Source organism: Paenibacillus sp. UMB7766-LJ446 (genome assembly GCF_030226665.1).
GTDB classification, from domain to species: Bacteria; Bacillota; Bacilli; order Paenibacillales; family Paenibacillaceae; genus Paenibacillus; species Paenibacillus vandeheii.
Genome location: NZ_JASOYM010000006.1, coordinates 203,070 through 223,397, shown reverse-complemented (window position 1 = coordinate 223,397; position 20,328 = coordinate 203,070). Strand labels below are relative to the sequence as shown.

At 41.5% G+C, this 20,328-nt stretch carries 17 protein-coding genes and 2 pseudogenes; 14 read left to right on the top strand and 5 right to left on the bottom strand.

What is annotated here, in order from left to right; translation table 11 throughout:
- Nucleotides 1-7 precede the first annotated feature (7 nt).
- From QP794_RS17105 to QP794_RS17095, 3 genes are all read right to left on the bottom strand, one after another.
- Nucleotides 8-1,312 (bottom strand): restriction endonuclease subunit S, encoded by a 1,305-nt coding sequence (locus tag QP794_RS17105; RefSeq protein WP_285078184.1) that lies wholly within the window; start codon nucleotides 1,310-1,312, stop codon nucleotides 8-10.
- Nucleotides 1,309-3,279 carry a type I restriction-modification system subunit M gene (locus QP794_RS17100; protein WP_285078183.1) on the bottom strand — a complete coding sequence of 657 codons (1,971 nt, stop codon included), beginning with the start codon at nucleotides 3,277-3,279 and terminating at the stop codon, nucleotides 1,309-1,311. The genes QP794_RS17105 and QP794_RS17100 overlap by 4 nt, the downstream gene beginning before the upstream one ends.
- A 207-nt stretch (nucleotides 3,280-3,486) precedes the next feature.
- Entirely contained in the window at nucleotides 3,487-5,073 is a 1,587-nt protein-coding gene (locus tag QP794_RS17095) for a J domain-containing protein (protein ID WP_285078182.1), read from the bottom strand.
- Nucleotides 5,074-5,483: 410 nt separating this feature from the next.
- Between QP794_RS17095 and QP794_RS17090 the strand changes: the two genes are divergently transcribed.
- From QP794_RS17090 to QP794_RS17075, 5 genes and pseudogenes are all read left to right on the top strand, one after another.
- A complete protein-coding gene (locus QP794_RS17090) occupies nucleotides 5,484-7,175 on the top strand; it encodes a recombinase family protein (protein WP_285078181.1) in 1,692 nt (563 codons plus the stop codon).
- On the top strand, nucleotides 7,111-7,665 hold the full coding sequence (sigK, locus tag QP794_RS17085; protein ID WP_285078314.1) for an RNA polymerase sporulation sigma factor SigK: 555 nt from the start codon (nucleotides 7,111-7,113) through the stop codon (nucleotides 7,663-7,665). Before QP794_RS17090 ends, sigK begins: the two co-directional genes overlap by 65 nt.
- Before the next feature lie 186 nt (nucleotides 7,666-7,851).
- Nucleotides 7,852-7,986 (top strand): annotated as a pseudogene (locus tag QP794_RS33180) (hypothetical protein); the annotation flags it as partial.
- Nucleotides 7,987-9,140: 1,154 nt separating this feature from the next.
- Complete coding sequence (locus QP794_RS17080) at nucleotides 9,141-9,299, top strand: hypothetical protein (RefSeq protein WP_285078180.1); 159 nt, start codon at nucleotides 9,141-9,143, stop codon at nucleotides 9,297-9,299.
- Nucleotides 9,300-9,442: 143 nt separating this feature from the next.
- Nucleotides 9,443-10,498, top strand: a complete 1,056-nt coding sequence (locus tag QP794_RS17075) for a cysteine peptidase family C39 domain-containing protein (RefSeq protein WP_285078179.1) — start codon at nucleotides 9,443-9,445, stop codon at nucleotides 10,496-10,498.
- A gap of 810 nt (nucleotides 10,499-11,308) precedes the next feature.
- On the opposite strand, the gene QP794_RS17070 is transcribed toward QP794_RS17075, so the two are convergent.
- Nucleotides 11,309-11,989 carry an ABC transporter substrate-binding protein gene (locus QP794_RS17070; RefSeq protein WP_285078178.1) on the bottom strand — a complete coding sequence of 227 codons (681 nt, stop codon included), beginning with the start codon at nucleotides 11,987-11,989 and terminating at the stop codon, nucleotides 11,309-11,311.
- A gap of 457 nt (nucleotides 11,990-12,446) precedes the next feature.
- On the opposite strand from QP794_RS17070, the gene QP794_RS33345 reads away from it, so the two are divergent.
- From QP794_RS33345 to QP794_RS17045, 4 genes and pseudogenes are all read left to right on the top strand, one after another.
- Nucleotides 12,447-12,581 (top strand): iron chelate uptake ABC transporter family permease subunit, encoded by a 135-nt coding sequence (locus QP794_RS33345; protein ID WP_285078177.1) that lies wholly within the window; start codon nucleotides 12,447-12,449, stop codon nucleotides 12,579-12,581.
- 229 nt (nucleotides 12,582-12,810) lie between these two features.
- On the top strand, nucleotides 12,811-13,182 hold the full coding sequence (locus QP794_RS33340) for an iron chelate uptake ABC transporter family permease subunit (RefSeq protein ID WP_285078176.1): 372 nt from the start codon (nucleotides 12,811-12,813) through the stop codon (nucleotides 13,180-13,182).
- A complete protein-coding gene (locus QP794_RS33335; protein WP_285078312.1) occupies nucleotides 13,106-13,273 on the top strand; it encodes an iron chelate uptake ABC transporter family permease subunit in 168 nt (55 codons plus the stop codon). Before QP794_RS33340 ends, QP794_RS33335 begins: the two co-directional genes overlap by 77 nt.
- A 2-nt stretch (nucleotides 13,274-13,275) precedes the next feature.
- Nucleotides 13,276-14,043 (top strand): annotated as a pseudogene (locus QP794_RS17045) (ABC transporter ATP-binding protein).
- Between the two features lie 262 nt (nucleotides 14,044-14,305).
- Here QP794_RS17045 and QP794_RS17040 read toward each other — a convergent pair.
- Complete coding sequence (locus tag QP794_RS17040; protein WP_094936807.1) at nucleotides 14,306-14,872, bottom strand: DUF421 domain-containing protein; 567 nt, start codon at nucleotides 14,870-14,872, stop codon at nucleotides 14,306-14,308.
- Nucleotides 14,873-15,277: 405 nt separating this feature from the next.
- Here QP794_RS17040 and QP794_RS17035 point away from each other — a divergent pair, with 405 nt between their 5' ends.
- The 5 genes from QP794_RS17035 to QP794_RS17015 all read left to right on the top strand — a co-directional run bounded on the left by QP794_RS17035 (nucleotide 15,278) and on the right by QP794_RS17015 (nucleotide 20,322).
- Entirely contained in the window at nucleotides 15,278-15,796 is a 519-nt protein-coding gene (locus QP794_RS17035) for a HEAT repeat domain-containing protein (RefSeq protein WP_350338876.1), read from the top strand.
- A 76-nt stretch (nucleotides 15,797-15,872) separates the two neighbouring features.
- A complete protein-coding gene (gene rnhA, locus QP794_RS17030) occupies nucleotides 15,873-16,535 on the top strand; it encodes a ribonuclease H (protein WP_024628557.1) in 663 nt (220 codons plus the stop codon).
- Between the two features lie 195 nt (nucleotides 16,536-16,730).
- Entirely contained in the window at nucleotides 16,731-17,600 is an 870-nt protein-coding gene (locus tag QP794_RS17025) for an alpha/beta fold hydrolase (protein ID WP_285078174.1), read from the top strand.
- 155 nt (nucleotides 17,601-17,755) lie between these two features.
- Nucleotides 17,756-18,745 carry a serine/threonine protein kinase gene (locus tag QP794_RS17020; RefSeq protein WP_285078173.1) on the top strand — a complete coding sequence of 330 codons (990 nt, stop codon included), beginning with the start codon at nucleotides 17,756-17,758 and terminating at the stop codon, nucleotides 18,743-18,745.
- Nucleotides 18,746-19,008: 263 nt separating this feature from the next.
- Nucleotides 19,009-20,322 carry an ABC transporter substrate-binding protein gene (locus tag QP794_RS17015; protein WP_285078172.1) on the top strand — a complete coding sequence of 438 codons (1,314 nt, stop codon included), beginning with the start codon at nucleotides 19,009-19,011 and terminating at the stop codon, nucleotides 20,320-20,322.
- Nucleotides 20,323-20,328: the final 6 nt, after the last annotated feature.

The window sequence follows — 20,328 nt, the reverse complement described above, 5'->3', positions numbered from 1 at the left end:
CCTTTCTTTATTCTCCAATATCAATTTTACCTGTGACCGCTTCACTTATGAGCGACTGGCGGTATTCTTGAAGTTGTTTTATTTGTTTTATTATCTTTAATTCAATGTTTGCTAAGCTGATCAATTTTTTTTCTAAAAATAAAGATATTTTTTTTTGTTCATTAATAGGAGGCAGGGGTAATGGCATATTTGCAACAACATCAAGATTAATATTTGGATCCTTGCGTGATCCTTCAGCATAAATCATCCAATGGGGTCTTAAAAAATTCAGTACGCGAAGTAAGTACCTTGGATAAAAATACTTTTCATTCGGTAAAATTGAAGCTATTGCTTGATTAGTCGTCGATTCAATTTCTAAAATACCTGACTTCCCAATTGTTCCACCTCCGCCATACATTGCTATCAATAATGTATTCACAGGGAGCATTTTGCAGTTACTGTTCATTAGCGCTTCTTCGGTTAGTTTTTCAGATGTATCAAAAACGCTATCTTCAGTTAGATCTAATGTCCGAACCCAATCTATATCTCCATTTTCAAAATAATCGACATTATTATTTCTTTTTGGTGTTCCACCGCTTGTTAATTTAGAAATGTATTTAAATTTGCTTATTCTCCAATGTGCAGGCACATTGCCTAGCCATTCGATTCCTGAATCTTTCATCGGGACGTTTTTAGCGAGACCCTTCGTGACGGCTTCGGTTATGAAAGCTTGTCGTTTTTCTTGCAGCAACTCTACGAGTTTCTTTTTTTTGGAAATCAAAAGATTGATCTTTGATATTTCTGAATCTAAATAGACCACAATCCTTGACTGTTCCATCAATGGAGGAACCAGAAAAGTTAATTTTTTTAAATCGACATAGTTCATCGATTGACGAACACCACTACCGAGATTATAAAAAATTTTAGAAATATCATAATTATGAAGAAGATAGTATGCATATCTTGGAAGTAATTTGTTTCCAGGACGCAAACTAACATATGCCGATGTAATTATGCCTCTTTCTTCAACAAGTCCCACTCTTAAGCTTTTCTTATCATTCTGGAGGTCTGTTAGCCGTAAGATGATATCATTAGGCTCAACTATCTGATAAGTTTCAAATGATTCTGGCAAAAGTCCATAATTGCTTTCAATGTCTCGTCGTACGATTTTACCGTAACTAAGCGAAAGAACATTGTTCTCTAAATTCCCAATGTTTTTATTTTGTATATTTCGAAATAGCGTAAATAAAGGCTTAACATCCCAATTAGTCGGAACGTCACCAATCCATTCTTCACCAGAATAATTTTTAGAATTATGATCTAGTTCTTTCATAGCGTAACCCCCTTGAGCAATTCAAGGATTTCGCTTTCAAGAGCTTTTATTTCAACGTTAATATCTTCAGACGAACGAAGTTGCTGATATTTATAAAAATGTCTTGTAAACGGAATTTCGTAGCCTACTTTACCAACTTCTCCATCCTTTTCGTCTCGAACATCTTCGTTAATCCAAGCATCTTCCACATGTGGGCGAACTGCATTATCAAAATAGTCGTAAATGCTCTGCTTCAGAGGTACATTTTCGAAATCGCGAAGTTCAGCATCCGCTTCTTTATTGCCTTTGTTGTCATAGCAACTTTCAGCATTTTCGTCACGCTCGGCTAAAGCGGCTAATACTGCTTTATAAACTGGAGCTTTCATTGCAATTCCAGCTTGTTTAATTTGCTTCTTTAACACTTTTTCAAATTCATCTCGATTCACATACAAATGATCTGAAACAATACCTTTAATAACAACTTTGATCGCTTCTTGCTCTGCTGCAGTAAGCTTGGCAAAAGCGGTTTGGTCGTATAGTTTTTCAATTCTCTCGGACGTAGTCTGAAAATTCAAACGTAACGGACGTTCAATTGTAATTCTTCGATAACCGAAATCTTCATTATCAAAAACTTTGCTGTTTTCATCTTCTTCGAAATAGCTATATAACTTCAAGATATCATCAATATGTTCTTGCCCAAGTTCATTTCGCTTGCTACCAAGGTTTTTTCGCATTTTTTGATAAAAATCAATCGCATTAATCAGTTGCACTTTTCCTTGACGGTTAGCGGATTTATGATTGCTGAGCACCCAGATGTAGGTGGAAATTCCCGTGTTGTAGAACAAGTCAGTAGGGAGCGCAATAATCGCTTCAAGCAAATCATTTTCAATGATCCAACGGCGAATCTCACTTTCACCAGATCCTGCACCTCCCGTAAAGAGAGGACTGCCGTTCAAAACAATCGCAATACGTCCTTCACCCGGCTTCATCTTTGAAATCATATGTTGAAGGAACAAAAGCGAACCGTCGCTAACACGTGGAAGCCCCGCGCCGAAACGACCATTGAATCCTTTTTTGTTATGTTCCTCTGTAATATCTTTCTGCGTCTTTTTCCAGTCTACACCAAACGGTGGATTAGAGAGGAAGTAATGAAACTCTTCATTCTCAAGTCCGTCCTGAGTAAAGCTGTTGCCATATTTGATGTTTGATACATTGAGTCCCTTGAGCAACATGTCCGATTTACAAATCGCATATGACTCGCCGTTAAGCTCTTGTCCAAACACTTCAACATTCATCGTGGGATTGAATTTACGAAGATATTCATAAGCCACTGCAAGCATTCCACCTGTGCCGCAAGCTGGGTCGTAAATCTTACGTACAACCTTCGCACCGGTAAGAGCCGTTTTTTCAGCATCAAACAAAATATTAACCATGAGCTGAATGACTTCGCGAGGTGTAAAGTGCTCCCCGGCAGTTTCGTTGGATTGCTCTGAGAAACGGCGAATGAGTTCTTCAAAGATATAGCCCATTTCGATATTTGTAACGACCTCTGGGTGCAAATCTATTTTTAACATCTCTTCAAGAACGTTGAACAAAATATTGGCGTCTTGAAGCTTGTTAATTTGCGCTTCAAAGTCAAAATATCGAATAATCTCACGAGCGTTTTCGGAAAAGCCTTGAATATACTGCTTAAGATTATCAGCAAGCATTCCCGGAAAATCGCGCATAGAACGTAGAGTGAAGGGACTAGTATTATAAAATGTGGAACCAGACGCTCGCTCAAGCATACGCTTCTGGATCGTGGATAGTGGCTCGTTCATCGTTTTGTAGGTATCCAATACCTTTTCTTTGCTATCTTCAAGTGCGCAGTCCAAACGTCTTAGTACCGTAAAAGGTAGAATTACCTTACCGTAATCGGATTGTTTATAATCACCGCGCAAAAGCTCCGCAATGTTCCAAATCAAACTCACTTTATCTGAAAAATTCATGTTACATCTCCCTTATCTCTCTCTGTATATCATCATTAAATTTCTACGTACTTGTTCATGAATCCTGCATTTTCGACAAGATCTGAGCAATTATTTATCTCTTTGAATCATAAAATACTTTGTTTATCTATACGTAATGTAATTATAAAAAGCCTCGGAATGAAACCCAACCCGAGACTGATTGATCTTTGTAATGATGTTTTGTAATCAAGGATTTAATTTTAGATTCTTATCTCTGTCATTCCAACCGGTAACTTTATCATTTGAAAACGAAATGGTTGAATTTTCGTAATACCAGGTACTTAAGGGACCGATATCCATGATTTGAGTTGGAATGCCCATGACCGATTTAACCTCATCTAATGATGCACCTAAAAAAATGTTCCCTTCAGAAAGAGGGGATTGTTCTAAATTCAGATTATTGCTTCTATCGTTCCAACCCGTTACCTTTTCATTAGTAAACGAAATGGTTGAGTTATCGTAATACCACGTACTTAACGGACCGACAACCATAATTTGAGTCGGAGTTCCCATCGCTGATTTAACATCTTCAAGGGAGGTTTCTAAGAAAAACTTCTCCCCTTCCGTAAGAGGTAGTTGTTCTAGCTTCAGATTATTATCTCTATTGTTCCAGCCAGTTACTTGTCCATCAGTAAACGAAATGGTTGAATTGCCATAATACCAGGTAGTTAACGGACCGACATTCATAACTTGAGTTGGAGTGCCCATGATGGATTGAATCTCATCGATTGAAGTAGCAAGAAAAAAAGAACTTTCACTGGGATTAGATTGTACAGTTTTTACATTGTCTGATCCTGCTTGTTCTTCATTTTGAATCATCGGTTCAATTGCTGATAATGATGCAGAAGAATCATATTCAGTATTTGAAGGTTCATCATCTATTGAATACAATTCATTTGGATCAGCGTAATCATACAAATCCGTTTCGGCTTCCTGGGATGGCTCTTCGACGTCTTCATCAACAACGCTAATTTGTTCTTGCAAATCATATTGATAAGCGGATTGATCGGTTTGAGAAACTGTATTGCTATTCAAATTAAATATTTTTAAACATAACAAGATTAAAATAACAGAACTAAGAACTGATAAATATGCCTTCCATTTAAATTGAATTTTAAATCCGGCTTTTCTAGGGGTTTGTTCCGGGTGTATTAGTTTATTAAGGATAAAGCCGCTTAGGAAAAAATCATATGTGAGTTCATTTTGGTAAGACTGGTATTTGATATCGTAATTTGCTCTTTGTTCAACAGACATCAAGGTTTCATATGCCTGTAACAATAACTTGAATGATTCTTCATTCCCTCCAACATCAGGATGTTCCTTCTTAGCCTTTGTACGGTAAGCTCTTTTAATATCATCAGACTTTGCCGTCTGCTCTATGCCTAATATTGAATAATAATCAGTAAATTGTTTCAAACCTAAAACGTCTTCTGGCTCTCCATAGGGTTCTAGTTTAATTCCATATTTCAACTCATAAATCAGTTTCGAAATTTGCAGTTGCATATGGTGGTAAGTGCATTGATTATACAAATGATGATTATTACTCTGTTCAAGTTGTGGAAGAAGAACGAAAGTTAGATGATGAAACAGGAAATTCAACCTATCCTTAATTTGATCTTCTTTAAGATCACGAAACATGTCAACAATCCAATTAATTAGAGAATCCGTTATTTCGTTATCAACCCATAAGTTATAGTTTAGAGCCGGATTCTTTTTTAAATACCACTTAGCTATTCTAGGTATAGATTCAATCCCTTTATATTGAAGTAACACTAAGATCACATCTCCCATGATCAAGATTATTCAGTTAGGGCAATTGTACCATTATTGGGTAGATATTCACATACAATAACAAAGTCCGCTTCATATTGATGTATATAATGTATCTATGGTCATAGGACATGCCGTTACTCACATATGCCTTTAACGAGGTGACGGCTATTGAAAAAAAAGGCATAAAGCATCTTACAATCATCTACAAGCCACAGGAATATGCGTATAGTGAAACAGAGTTATCAAAAGCACAGGAAAGTTTAAGCCGGGTTATTCAGTATATTAGCAGTGAATTGCTCCCCACCAAAGAGACCAGCTCTCCATGATGAGTCGGTCTCTTTGGTTTACGTTCAGGAGTGAATTGTCTATAATAAAATTTGAATTGTTATGGTCAAAGGAGGTCGGGATGTTTGACCCTTAATGTAAAACGAAAATTTCTTGCTATTTATGTACGCGTATCTACTGCTCTTCAGGTGGATAATACGAGCTTAGATGAGCAAGTATCGCTCTGTGAAAAACGAGCATTGGAGCTTGGCTACTTGAAAGATAGCTTCCGCATATACCGAGAAGAAGGAGCCACAGGAGAAGATATAGATGTTCGTCCTGTCATGACACGTCTGCGTGAAGATGTTGCCGAAGGAATTATCTCGCATGTCGTATGTACCCATCCAGATCGTTTCAGCCGTGATCTCACGGATAAATTAATTGTTGTACGAGAACTTGAAAAAAACGGTGCAGATCTCTCGTTTACGGATACGGAATTTGAAAAATCACCTGAAGGTATATTGTTCTTTAATATCATCTCTGCCATTGCCAGCTACGAGCTTGCCTTAATCAAGAAGCGTACCGTTCGCGGGCGAGAACGGGCTGTCCGGGAAAAGCACAAGATTATGCCCATGCGCGTGGCTCCATTTGGTTATGACAAGGATGAAAATGGACAACTTGTCATCAATACCAAGGAAGCATCCTATGTGAGAATGATTTATGAGTGGTATATCTTTGAACAGCTAACCACACGGGAAATAGGCGAAAAACTTTACAGTGCTGGTATTATGCCGAAGCGCGGTGAATCTAAGAGCTGGAGCGCTTCCAGCATTGGACGGATTCTAACGTCTGAAATATATATTGGAAAATATTATTACAACAGAAGAAAAACCAAAAAGGTGAAAGGCAAGACCACAAAATCAGGCAAGCCTCAGCGTTCTATTTCCTATCGTGAGCAAGATGAATGGATCGAAGTTCCAGTGCCTGCTATTGTAGATGAACATATTTATGCGCTTGCTCAAAATCAAAAAAATAAAAACACAACAAATAAACATATTGGAAATCCAAAATATAAATTTCTACTTAAAACGATTTTAAAATGTGGACATTGCGGACGTACTTGGGACGCCACGACCTACTCGGGGCGCATGGACAAAGAAACAGGTGAACGTGTAAAGTATCGTTGTTACCGTTGTCCTAACATCGTACCAAAACGATACGGCGCAGAAATTGAGAAATGCCCAAGTCAATCGCTCCGTGCTGAAATTCTTGAGGACTATATCTGGGACCAGGTCGTTAAACTTGTCGATGATCCAAGTCTTTTCGTGGAGCAAATGAACAAAGAGAACGGTGCTGGAACTGAGGAACTTGAAATGCGGCTTCAAATGTTTCAAGCACAAGCCGAACTTTGTGAGAAAGAAAAAGATAAAGTGAAAATTATGTTCCGCCGAGAGGTCATCTCCGAAGATGAAATGGTCAATGATATCGGCAAGCTAAATGCATCACTTGAGACGCTTTCCAGTGAAATCGATAAATATCAGATGCAGCTTGATAACCGTCAGCAAAGCGAGATGACCCTGGAACTTGTCAAAGGAATGGTTGCTTCTATTCAATCCCGGCTTCGTAGCCCAGAGACCCTTACATTCGATTTTAAACGCCATATCATCACCACACTTTTTGATGAGATCATGGTTCGATTTGAGCCAGGACCAGACGGAGACACCAAGCTTGTTGTAAGTTCCATCGGTACGTTTGATAAGCTGTTTAGTCAAAATCAAAACCCTGAAATTGCAGCCAGTATTGACATCGGAGTTCGAACACAACGTCAAGAAATTTGACAATACTGGCGAAGACCAGGAAGATTTGATTTCGATTGGAACGATTGGTTTGATTAAGGCGATCGAAAGTTTTCAACAAGGCAAAGGGACCAAACTCGCTACGTTTGCTGCCCGCTGTATTGAAAACGAAATACTTATGCATTTGCGTTCCCTGAAGAAAACACGCAAAGACGTATCTCTACATGATCCAATCGGAACGGACAAAGAGGGCAATGAAATTACATTAATCGATATTCTCGGAACAGAAGCCGACGACGTTGTAGATAAGGTGCAACTCAAGATTGAAAAAAGTAAGATTTACCGCAATCTCGACATCTTAGATGATCGGGAGAAGGAAGTTGTTATCGGCCGATTCGGCCTTGAGGCAGGCGGGGAAGAGCGCACCCAACGCGAGATAGCCAAGGAACTTGGCATCTCACGCTCCTATGTTTCACGGATTGAGAAGAGGGCGCTAATGAAGCTTTATCACGAGTTTTATAAGCAAAAATAATCGTTGACCAGATCAGAGGGCGCCTTATACAATAGGTGGCCTCTTTGCAGTGCGAAAAATATCTAAAAGAAGGATACTTTAAAAAGTCTCTCTAAGGGTGTTTTTGTTGTATACCAAGAAAAGAGAACGGAACTGAGATACTTCAATGAGTAAAAAATTCAGATCTAGAAGTGAAACAAACTTACCGCCAACCCATATGTGAAATCCGTATCTACGAAAGGAAACACGTATAAAGACGAGTTCAAACAACTCTTTATTGCATCGAATCAGCAAGGAAAGCTACCCAGAGATATTTTTGAGGCTTGTGGATTCGACTTTTAGATCATGGGGAATGACTCGCATCAAAGCTGCTGAAACACAGTGGAGAGCCAGTTACAGAGCACAATGCAAGAGGCAAGCGTTCCGGGGAAAACCTCTTACGCAGGAATTAACCTCGTAAGAGAAAAATGCGAGGCTCGAAGAACAGATATACCTGCACCAAACAGAGAATGAATTTTAAAAATGATTCGCTTGGCCGAACGGGGGTGGAACCATGAGTAAACACAGGCAGCGAGCTGTACCTCTATCCAATCATTCGAACCGTGATCCAGAAATACCATCTAAGGCGGGTGATGAGTTATCTTTGCGAGGTTGCAGTTGCCTCCAAAAGAGTACTATCGGTACTGGTCGGCGGCCATCCACAGACGCACTCAGGATGAACAGGCCGATGAATAGTTGCGCGTCCACATCAGCCGGGTCTTTCATTTTAAAAAGCGTAACAAGGGGGCTCGCTTCATCAAAATGACACTGGAGGGCCAGTTTCAGATCATCTGGAACCTCCGAATCAGAAGAATCATAAACGGCCCATACGTACAAGCCAATGATGAAGAAGACCCACGAACATCGGATCCTGCCTAACTTTTACAACGTCACTTCAAACAGGGCGTGCCTAGCAAAGTGCTACTAAGCACTATTACCTCCTTAGCTCTGGCAAAGGAAATCGAGCTATTCTGTCTACGATCAAGGACAGCTCCATTAATGAAATTCTGGCTTAACATGTGTCGGAACGAATCACCATGGATCTCGTGAAAAATACCTTGCTTCACTTACAGAAGAATCGAAGATTGAAGAAGACCAAGAATGTCTTCATTCTGATCAAGGTTTCCGCTATATAAATCTACATTTTAATAATAAAGTTAAATTTATGTTATTGATTTAATGAATTACAATTAAAGAGTGGTTTATGGGATTATTCTCCGCAGGAATCGTTCTTTGGTCATTTCAAGAATGAATTTTCACTGAAGAACTACACGACATTAATTGAGGTTAAACGAGAAATCAAAGTATATATGACCTACTAGAACCCCTACAGATACCAATGGAACTTCCCCTGTAAAGTACAGAGATGACCTTCTTCAAGCAGGTAGGTCTTTTTTTAGAAATGTCTTTTACATAGGGAACAGTTTATTTAAGGGGATTTTATTGGCGAAAAATGTATGGATCAGGAAAAGACAGAGCTCGAACGTCCCGAAGATCCAGAGGTTAAGCTTAAATGCCTTGAAGCGGAAAGTGAAAATGCTAAAAAAGCTCTTACAGATGTAAAGGAAAAATTTACGCTGTATCTAGTAGCCATCATAATAAGCATTGAAGCCTAAGATAATCGTATGAATGCTAACATTATCATATGGATCTTATATATCTCAGGTGTTAGAATATGGAATATATTGATTATTATTATTATTGTGAAATGTTAATCCTAATCAAATAAATGGAAATACCCCTAAAAGGAGTGATATTTGTGAATAAGAAAGTGCTTCCTATACAATATCCAATTGTTTCGAATTACCCGCAACATGCCTATTACTTTTCAATCATATCAGCTAATGAGAATTGCCTTCCATGGATTTATAGCAATTATTTAAATATGTGTTTAATGCAATCTGGGAAAGATTGCTTTTTAGATTATTATGCACAATCCCCTGAACATCATTTTCATCCGTGTTTTACAGATACTCAAAGAATATTAAGGTCAACAATATTGAAATTTATTCCAGATATAGTTGAGTTCTTAAAAGAACAAGTCCAACAAGATAATTACATATGGCTTCATGTAAATGAATATTACATTCCAGGCTCGCCAGCTTATCAAAGGTTCACATTTCCACATGCAATATTTATATACGGATTTGATGATAACGAAAGACGTTTTAATATTTCTGGTTTTTTAGAAAATGGAAAATATAAAACTACCTACGCTTCTTATTCAGATATAGAGAAGTCATTTTATGATTTTGGGAAAACTCATATAGATAATGACGTTACTCAACATGTTAACTATATGCACTTGCTAAAATTATACCCAGAACATCATAAAGGATTGCCATATCAATTTGATATGAAATTTGTTGCGGAACAAATCAAAGAATATTATGAATCAAAAAATCTATCCTTAAATTATCAATCCTTTTATAGTCACAAATCATATTCAGAGTGGACTTACGGAATAGACATTTTACCAAAATTAATAGAATATTATTCTTTGCACTTGGAAGATAGTGCTCAATTTGATGTAAGACCACTTTATACGCTTTATGATTATAAAAAACTCATGGTATCAAGAATAAGATATATAGAAGAAAACAAACTTTATGATCTTAACCCTGTGTTCTTAGAAGGTTTTATTAAGATTAAGGAAAAAAGTCAAAATATACTTAATCTATATATAAAATATGCATTAACGCGAGATAAGAAATGTTCTCATAAATTGATGATTCTCTTTAATGAATTGTATCTTAATGAGCAAGTACTTCTAGAACAATTGCTTAACGATTTCTCTAAGGAGTCTCTATTGTAAAAATACTTGACCTTAATCAAGCTAATAAAATTATCAAAAGCGTCTTTTTATACATGGCGGATTGAACCGTGGGGCAGTTCCTCTGTAAATGATTCGTATGTTATCCTCATAACAGTCATGTATATGTTCAAAAGAAAAATGCGTAGCAAGGAAAACTCTATCAGCATTGCTTTGAATTATTTGGGGATTTGTCGGTGAATGTTGTTCTATCTTCAGGATGATACACGAATTTGGAGCCACGGGCTGATCGAATTCCTAATAATTTTATCGTCAAGCCATACAATACACAGTTGGATATGTAACAGCGTACGGATGTTTTTGTTACACATGCCGGAATGAACAGTACTAGTAAGGAACTTTATTACAATGTTTCGTTGGTAATGATTCAATTAACGTTGGATTAGCCTCTTGTAGCCATTCGGGTACAGGAGTTGGAAGCGAGTATCACTTTAAATTAGCATAGCCTCGATACAACTGATCTGAGAGAGGCATTAGCAGAAGTAGTAAGCAACCCTGCCTTATATACAGCAAGCTTGCCTCATCGGTGAATCTTTACGGCAGGCCGGCGGTTATAAGCGGGCCGCCAAAATGATAATGAATCATTTTGCTAAGGTTTAATCTCCTATTCCATTAATTGAATACACTTCTTTTGGAATCCAGTGGTGGCCACTCGGTCATAAGTGACTCATCGTACGCACAGCGTAAAAGCAAATGAGCAGTGAGAATGTCTTCTCCTACTCATTTGCTTTTATTTCATTACATTACAATATCACAAGCCAAAGCCCTGCAAATTACTTCTCGGATTTGCTTTCATTTCCTGTTCCATCTTCTCAATGCCGTCCAGAATTTGATATCCATAACCCCAGAACTGACTGTTACGTAAATTTGTTTGTTTTTGATGGCATTCATGCTTTGCAGTGCAGGGTCGGCATACAGATTCTGAATCAGATTGTCGATGTCCGGGGAACCGGCATAGGCGGATAAGAGCAAGTAATCCGGGTTTGCCGTGATTAGCTGTTCCACACTGACTTCGCGTTGCACGCCATCAAACGTACTTTTAAGTTTCAACAGGCTCAGTGCATCCAACTGATACGTATCATTCTGCATGCTGCTCACAGTAATCGTGTATTCCGTAGCAGGAACGATATAGGTAAAACGATGCTCAGATTGATCCGCCACACTTGACTTGATGGCTTCAACACGAGCTTTCAGGCTTTCTGTGAATTTTGCGGCGTTGTCCTGTACATCGAAGATTTGACCCAACTGTGCAATATCATTATAAAGGCTGTCCAATGTCTCTTGATGATTCGTAGTTTGCAGGAAGGTGCGGATGTTCATGTCATTCAAGCCATCTACGGTACCTACACCCCAGTCTGCGTCTGCGAAGAGGTCGTCACGTCCAAGCACCAGATCAGGACTTGCGCCTACAACGAGCTCTATACCCACATAATTCCGCAAAATCATCTGCGACATCAGGAGTAATCGTGCCATACAATGAGGCGACTCCAACTATTTTATCGGTCAGCCCAAGCTTGATTAGCATCTCTGCAGCAGATTGGGTATTCGCTACGACACGCTCGGGAGCTTTCTCGAATGTTTGTGATTTCGGTTTCCACTCGCCACCTTCACCTGATATGGTAAAGTTCTCAATCGTGAGCGGATAGGATGTTTTGCTTGTATTTTCTACTTGTTGATGAATTGCTTTTCTCCATAGCGGGGGTGGTAGGGTGGAAGAGGATGAATTGGAACATGCTATAGCTATATTTTTATTATTCAAATTCAAGTGGAATTGATGGGGGAAGAGATGGCACAGACGGCCCAGATTCAGAAGCAGCGTATAAACGAAAAGGGAGTCCTTAATTCACAGCAAATCCGGTTCGGCTCGGCGCCGATTTAGGCGGGGTCATTTACGAATATCATCTGGGAGATTCGCTTTCCGCGTGTACTGATGGCCATGTTTATCGGAGCCGGGCTTGCTTTGTGCGGTGCAGTCATGCAGGCTGCCGTGCAGAATCCGCTCGCAGACCCGTATATATTGGGTATTTCCTCAGGAGCTTCGCTCGGGGGACGTTTGCCATTCTGATCGGATTCGGGGCCATTGGCTGGCTTGGCCAGACCCGGGGTGGCTTTCTGGGCATTTGCCGGTGCAATGGGTGCTTCCTTGCTGGTGCTGGCGCTGGCAGGATTCGGGGGGAAATGACGTCGGTCAAGCTGGTGCTTGCCGGGATGGTCATTAATGCACTGTGCAGTGCCTTTTCGAACTTTATCATTTATTTTGCCAACAATGCAGAAGGGCGGTAACATTCTGGACCATGGGTAGTCTTGCCTCAACAGGGTGGAACAAGCTCCCGCTGATCAGCATCGTTGTGCTCGTAGCCATTCTGTTCTTCCTTTTGCAGTCCCGGGTTCTTAATACCATGTTGCTGGGTGACAAAGCTGCGGTTATGCTGGGCATTAATCTTAGTGTATATCATAGGTTATATATGCTATTAACGGCTCTCGTAACCGGGGTAATGGTGGCAAGCTGCAGTATGATCGGTTTTGTCGGGTTGATTATTCCGCATATCGTGAGAGGTCTGGTTGGTTCTGACCATCGAAAAGCGATGCCTGTATCCGTATTGGTTCGGTGCCATCTTCCTGATCTGGACGGATGTTATTGCACGATCACTGATTTCCAGCGTTGAACTTCCAATCGGGATCATAACAGAGATGATTGGTGCGCCGATGTTTATGTATATGTTAGTCAAAAAAGGCTACGGTTTTGGAGGAAATTAAACATGAAACTGAATGTAGAAAATGTATCCATATCGGTGCTGAATACGGATATTATCCGGGACATTTCATTACAGGTCAATGGCAAGCAATTCGTCGGCCTGATTGGCCCGAACGGTTGTGGCAAATCAACGCTGCTCAAGAGCATTTATAAAGTGATCAAACCACAGCAAGGCAAGGTATTTCTCGATGATACAGACATTCTGAAATCCAGTCCCAAGGTCGTGTCCCGGCATATGGGCGTTGTGGGACAGTTTAACGAATCGAGCTTTGATTTTACGGTGTGTGAAACGGTGATGATGGGTCGAACTCCCCACAAGAAGCTGCTGGAGACAGTAATGTACGGGATCATGAAATCGTGGAGCAGGCGTTGGAAAAGGTACATCTGACCGGACATGCGGACCGTAATTACGTATCTTTGTCCGGCGGGGAGAAGCAACGTGTGGTCCTCGCCCGAGTGCTGGCGCAACAGCCGGAATTTCTGATTTTGGACGAGCCTACCAACCATTTGGATATCAAATATCAGCTTCAGATCCTCAACATTGTAGCGGAGTTTGGACATTGGCATATTGGCTGCGCTCCATGATCTTGAACTCGCTGCAGCGTATTGCGATTATCTCTATGTCGTGAAGAAGGGTCAGATTGTGGTTCATGGCAAACCTGCCGATATCCTGACCCGCGAGATGATTGGTGAAGTATTCGATGTGGAGTGTGAGATCTACGAGAATCCGGTTACTGGCGGCTTGGGTATTGCATACCTGAGTACCCGGTGAGACAAGGAACTGTCTTAGTGAATGAAGGTACACTACCCCATTTGGAGAAATCATTGCCAATACCAACATTCCAGATCGCGTGGCCAAAACAGAATTTACCTCCAAATCCTAATGTCATGCCGGATCGCCGGATTGCCAAATTAGACGATTAAAGACACTGAGGGTATTCAGGTTTCTTTTTACATGATATAAAAAGTTTTACATGTGCTTGAAAGGAGCTGCCTGCAGCCAGCCCAGTCTATATTTTCTTCAACTATTTCATTTACTGTATCTTGGAATCAATCGGACGTGAGTGTCCATCCTGGATGACCTCTTGAAACAGTTCTTTGGATTCCGTAGGCCATGTACCCTGCTTCAAAAGTGCTTCCAAATCGCCTATGGTTACCGGGCGTGCGTGTCGTTTGAGCACGTATCCGAGCTGCCCGTTTGGTTCCATCGTGGCTGTTTCCAGATCGGCAATACTTGTAATTCCTTTTTCCCGCAACTGCATCTCCAATTGATCTACCGAATAGCGCATGCGTTTCAAATTCGGCAGATTTAACTTCCCGTCCTCCACGACAACCTTCGATTTTCCACTCATCAGTTTTTCAAACCAATTAAACTTCACTTGCAATTGTTCAACGATCAGGAGCATGAGAATAAATACCGCAGCTGACCCGATTGCTTTGCCAAGCTCATGGTTCGCGATAGGCTGCACAATCGTGGTCCCGATCGAGATAATGATAACGGTGGTAGCGACACTCATCTGCGTGATTGATTTGCGTCCAGCAATCCGCAGTAAAATCATGCCAATTAGAACAAGTAAGATGGATTTCCAGATCCAGTCCATTGGTTGTATTCCTTTCTGCACCAAATCATCTGTTTATTTCTTAGCCTGTTCTTGATTTGGTTGAAATATACAATTGATTAGGAGGAGAGATATATAAATTGAACTAAACATTTACACGAGAATGGAGAGGACAGAAATAACCTGAAGAAGCGAAGTGTTCGCCTTTATCACCGGATTTTACCCTTTGAAAAAGATAATCCAAAAAAATCTGGGGATAACAGCGATCGGAAGGTTGTTCTGTCATCGGAGTGGCAAGTGTAAATATTCTTTAGTTCTATTTATATTAGATAAGGAAAATAGTCCCGATATTATAAGGACCATTATACTACATCCTAAAATAAGGAAATGGCCGATATTATGATGGAGAGCTTTTTTCTAGCAAAATGAGGAGTGATACAGCGTACAATGTATACGAACCTAATACAAAAACACCTTTCCCAAGGAGATATTGAAGGAGCAATGAAGCAAGTAGCAACGATTGGTCAAAAAAAGGATACATCACAATTGTCTTCCCTGATTGATCTACTGAAATCTACGGAAAACAAAGACCTTCGCAACGAAATTGCGATCGCTTTATCTGACATTGGAGATGATCGGGCAGTCGAACCTTTAATTGAAGTCATCACAGACTCCAAGACATCAGGAAGCAGAGGCACGTTGCTGTCCGCTCTTGAAAACCTGAATTACATAGTACATATAGAGAATATTATTCCATTTATCGGTGATTCCAGTCTGGAAGTGAGTGCGCAGTCTTTCATGCTGCTGGAGCAAATGATGGATAGGTTATCGGATTCACAAAACCTTAGGTGTCAACAACGAATTGAAATCCAAATCTCAAATAACCAAAGCAAGCTTTTGGAAGTTGCATTGGACATGTTGAAGAAATGGAGGGAATCCGCTGTAGGAACAATAGGAACAAGATGAATCCACTCCTTTCAATCTCACCTCCCTATCGTTTACAATAAGGAATTGAATGCAGCAAATGAAGGAGCGGGTCATATTGGCAAAGCAGAAATACTATGTCGTCTGGGCAGGTAAGCAGCCTGGGATATACAGCACCTGGGCGGAATGCAAGGCACAGACGGATCATTTTACCGGAGCAAAATATAAATCGTATGAATCGAAAGCTGCTGCCGAAGAGGCGTATCGTGCGGGATGGAAAGGAAACTGGGGTACGGGAGCAAGCGGATCAGGCAGTGCTTCGAAGACGAAGTCTGGCAGTAGCGGAAGAAGCGCAGGCATGGAAACCTCAGCAGAAATCGACTATGACAGCATCTCGGTGGATGTGGGTACACGCGGGAATCCAGGGCCGGTGGAATATAAAGGTGTGGATACCCGCACGGGTGAGATTATTTTCTCCGTTGGGCCAATCTCCAAAGGTACAAACAACCTTGGGGAATTTCTGGCCATCGTACATGCCTTGGCGTATCTCAAAAAAGAGGGAAGCACCAAGACAGTCTATACAGACTCCGTCAATGCGATGAAATGGTTAAAGCAAAAAGCGGTGTCCACGACACTCGCAAGGGATGCTTCCACGGAAGAGATTTGGCTGATGATTGACCGTGCGGAGCAGTGGCTCCGGACGAATACGTACAGCAATAAAGTGCTAAAATGGCAGACCAAGCAGTGGGGAGAAATCAAGGCAGACTACGGCCGAAAATAGCCCTATTTCTCTACAATTTCTGTATTATTAATTTTCTATGAGAAACGATGTTTACAATTTCCAGTTTCCATTCTATAATCAGTTCATTATGATAAGTTACACATATGAAGGAGCCTGTCATCAGCGGGCTCTTTTATATTTATGGACCATTAAATCCATAGATTGTTAAAAGAGTATACTTTGCAGGAGGCAGACATGAGTTCCATTTATAGAAGTGAAGAAGGCAAGAGCAGCATACTTGAGGAATACGAAGCGTATGTTGAGCAATTGGGCGATGGTTTTACACGAGAGTACGTCGAGACACGTTTTGGACAAACGCATGTTTTATTAACAGGTCCAGAAGACGGTAAGCCGTTATTTATTCTCCAAGGCGGAAATTGTGTGAATCCGATGACGTTGTCATGGTTCTCTTCCCTATTCAAAGAATACCGGATCATCGCGCCGGATACGATCGGTCATCCAGGCTACAGTGAAGAAACACGAATTTCGGCAAGGTTTGATAGTTTGGCTTTGTGGATTTCTGATTTGCTGGACCACTACAAGATCGAAAAAAGTGCGTTTATCGGACCTTCCTTTGGAGGCGGAATTATCCTAAGATTGGCAACCTACATTCCGGACCGAATTGCATGTTCTGTTCTGGTAGCACCCGCTGGCTTGGCCGTGGGATCCAAAATTAAAATGGCTCAGGATATCGTGCTGCCACTCGTCACGTACAGAATGACTTCTTCTCCTACTTCTTTGCAAAAGATCGCGGATATCATGTCATGCAGCTGTATGAAAGAAATAGATAAAAATATTATCGGGAAAATCTTCAAATACGTCAGTTTGGAGCAGGATATGCCGAAGCTTACAGAGCAGGAGGAACTGGTGAATTATACATCGCCAACACTGCTGCTGGTGGGAGAGAAGGATGTCTTTTTCCCGGCAGATAAGGTCATTGAAAGAGCTCAGAAGATTATTCCGAATGTCAAAGCAATCAAATACGATACAGGGCATTTTCCATCTCAAGATGTGTTAATCCAGATGAACCAGGAAATTCAGCAATTTTTACAGAAGAATTATTAAATTTATAATTTTTTCAATATTTCCGCATGAATGTGATTCAAATTGCATCATTTGGTTTATATAGATGGTTGGCGATGAAACGCCTGTCTGTTGGAACCGAATGATGCAACATGCGGCAAGTCTTCCGATCGACAAGGTTGAAAAGAGGGTCTGTTATGAAAAAGGACAATTGCAAAATGGCATTGCAGCGCAATGTAATTTTAAATGATACATATCAGGTAAGACATCTTATGGCTAGTAGCGAGCTGGCTATTGTATATGCAGGAAGAGATCGAAATACAGGGGCGAAGGTAGCGATCAAGGAGTTTTTCCCGCAGAGACTGGCAGCACGGCAGACCGACAAGCGGGGAGTGTTCTGTTCTTCCCGAGGGTTCAATGGTCAGTATCAGGAACTTCTTGCCGCATTTTTGGTAGAAGGAGAGCTGCTATCCACGCTGGAGCATCCTCATATTGTTCCGTATGTGGACCATTTTGAAGAAAATGACACAGGGTATCTTGTAATGGAGTACTGCCCAGGCATAACCCTGACCGAATATCTGATTGAGCGAAATCATGCGCTGGATGCTGCATTTATTACGGAGACGCTGCTTCCGCTGGTAGATACACTGGACTATATTCATAAGCAGGGAATTCTTCATCGCGATGTGAAGCCATCCAATATTATGGTGATGGAAGACGGTACGCCCAAACTACTGGATTTCGGCTCGGCAGCTCGCTGGCCTGTACAATCCGGAGAAAAGCAGGCGATCTTTACCTCGGCAGGGTATTCACCGCTTGAGTTCTATTCCGAGAAATCCAGTCAGGGACCGATGTCAGACATATATAGCCTGGCAGCGTTGCTTCATTATTGGACATGCGGGCAGCCTCCCATGGATGTAAAGCAGCGATTGTTCCGCGATGAATTACCGTCGGTGCGTTCTCATAATGAGTATGTGAACCGATGGCTCGCACGTGTGATTCACTGGGGATTGTCGGTCCGTTCCGAGCAACGCTGCGCGTCCCTCGCTTGGATTAAGAGATCGCTTCAAGTACAAGCCTGGATGTGGAAAATACGCAAGCCTGGCACGGTAGAATGGGCCTTATCAGAAAATGAACATACCCAGATTTACGAAGCGGAGCCGAAGAAACAACATGAGACGGCTTGAATTCAGCATGGTTTTACCAATATAGTGAAGCTTAACATACGAGTCAGTTTGGTCCTTCCACGGATCGAACTGACTTATTTTTTTTGCAGCAAAACGCTGGAGCATAAAAGAAAAATTATTTCTTTTTTTTATTTATTTATGGAAGAATACTTCATTCTAATTCCAAAGTCTGCATATACTCCATTGGAAAGATGGAGTGATAAGCCAGGAAACTGACATAAGCGCCGACTCCCGTCTTACACCAAACTGAGGGGGAATGTTGTGTGACCACCAACAGAAAGGGCTTCACAGTATCTTTGCTGCTAGTCGTCATGATGTCTTTGCTGCTTGCCGCCTGCGGAGGAAATGGCAATACGGCGGGAACGCCGAGTCCGGGAAGCACTGGGGATACGGGAACGGAAGCTGGGAAGCCGGTGACGTTGGAGTTCTGGACGATTGCGCTACAGCCTACCTTCAACGATTACTTCAATGATTTGATATCTGCCTATGAGAGCAGCCACCCCGGGGTAACGGTGGAGTGGAAGGACTATCCTTATGATGCAATCTCCCAGCGTTTGTTGACCAGCACAGCCAGTGGCAAAAGCCCTGATGTTGTGAATCTCAATACCGAATTTGCCAGTCAATTGGGAAGCAAGGGAGCGCTGCTGAATCTGAACGAATACCTGACAGAGGAGGAATCGAAGAGTTACTTTGAAGGCATTTATAATTCTACGGTTTTGGATGGCAAAGCATATGCGCTTCCATGGTACACAGGTATCGAAGTGCTGTTCATGAATACAAAGCTGGTGAAGGAAGCCGGCCTTGATCCGGCAAATCCCCCTCAGACCCGAGAGGAGCTGGTGGAGTGGGCTCGTCAGGTCCATGAGAAGACTGGAGTGGCCGGATATGCGCAGCAGCTCGTCTCCAAGCTGTTTCCAATTGACGGCATCCCGATTCTAAATGAGGACAAAACGGCCGCGGCTTTTAATACACCGGAAGCAGAGGCGATGATCGCTCATATGCGCGACTTGATGGCCGAAGGCGTGGTATTGAAGGAGGATGCGGAATTCAGCAAACAGATCCAGTATTTTTCCGGAGAGCAGGTAGCCTTCCAATTGTCGGGTCCGACGTTTATCAACTTCATCAAGAAGTCGGCGCCGGATGTTTACAAGAATACAATTGCGGTAACGCTTCCAACGGGCAAAGCGAACCTGCGGCTCTCCAATTCAATGGATCTCGTCGTTCCACAGAAATCCAAAAATCCCGAGCAAGCAGTGGAATTTGCCGCCTTTATCACCAATGCAGCGAATCAGACCGCTTTCTCTAAGGTAGCCAACACGCTCCCGTCAAGCAAAGTCTCCATTGAAGATCCGTTCTTTACGGAATCCGACGGTTCACTGGAAGCTGAAGCCAAGGTAGCTTCCTCTCAAAGTCTCGATAAAGCTACGGATTACATGGTCGGTGTGCCGAATGCAGGGGATATCAACTCGGCGCTTGCACGGGGCTTACAGGAAATTCTGATGAACGGGGCAGATATCAAAGAAACGCTCAATACGGTGGAGAAGGAAGTTAACCGTATTCTTAGCCAGGATTCCTGATTTTTG

Coding starts and splice junctions, on each gene's coding strand:
- QP794_RS17105 (WP_285078184.1), bottom strand. CDS start 1,312: ATGAAAGAACTAGATCATAATTCTAAAAATTATTCTGGTGAAGAATGG.
- QP794_RS17035 (WP_350338876.1), top strand. CDS start 15,278: ATGTATACGAACCTAATACAAAAACACCTTTCCCAAGGAGATATTGAA.
- QP794_RS17025 (WP_285078174.1), top strand. CDS start 16,731: ATGAGTTCCATTTATAGAAGTGAAGAAGGCAAGAGCAGCATACTTGAG.
- QP794_RS17080 (WP_285078180.1), top strand. CDS start 9,141: ATGGATCAGGAAAAGACAGAGCTCGAACGTCCCGAAGATCCAGAGGTT.
- QP794_RS17040 (WP_094936807.1), bottom strand. CDS start 14,872: ATGGACTGGATCTGGAAATCCATCTTACTTGTTCTAATTGGCATGATT.
- QP794_RS17020 (WP_285078173.1), top strand. CDS start 17,756: ATGAAAAAGGACAATTGCAAAATGGCATTGCAGCGCAATGTAATTTTA.
- QP794_RS17070 (WP_285078178.1), bottom strand. CDS start 11,989: ATGGCACGATTACTCCTGATGTCGCAGATGATTTTGCGGAATTATGTG.
- QP794_RS33340 (WP_285078176.1), top strand. CDS start 12,811: ATGGGTAGTCTTGCCTCAACAGGGTGGAACAAGCTCCCGCTGATCAGC.
- QP794_RS33345 (WP_285078177.1), top strand. CDS start 12,447: ATGGCCATGTTTATCGGAGCCGGGCTTGCTTTGTGCGGTGCAGTCATG.
- QP794_RS17100 (WP_285078183.1), bottom strand. CDS start 3,279: ATGAATTTTTCAGATAAAGTGAGTTTGATTTGGAACATTGCGGAGCTT.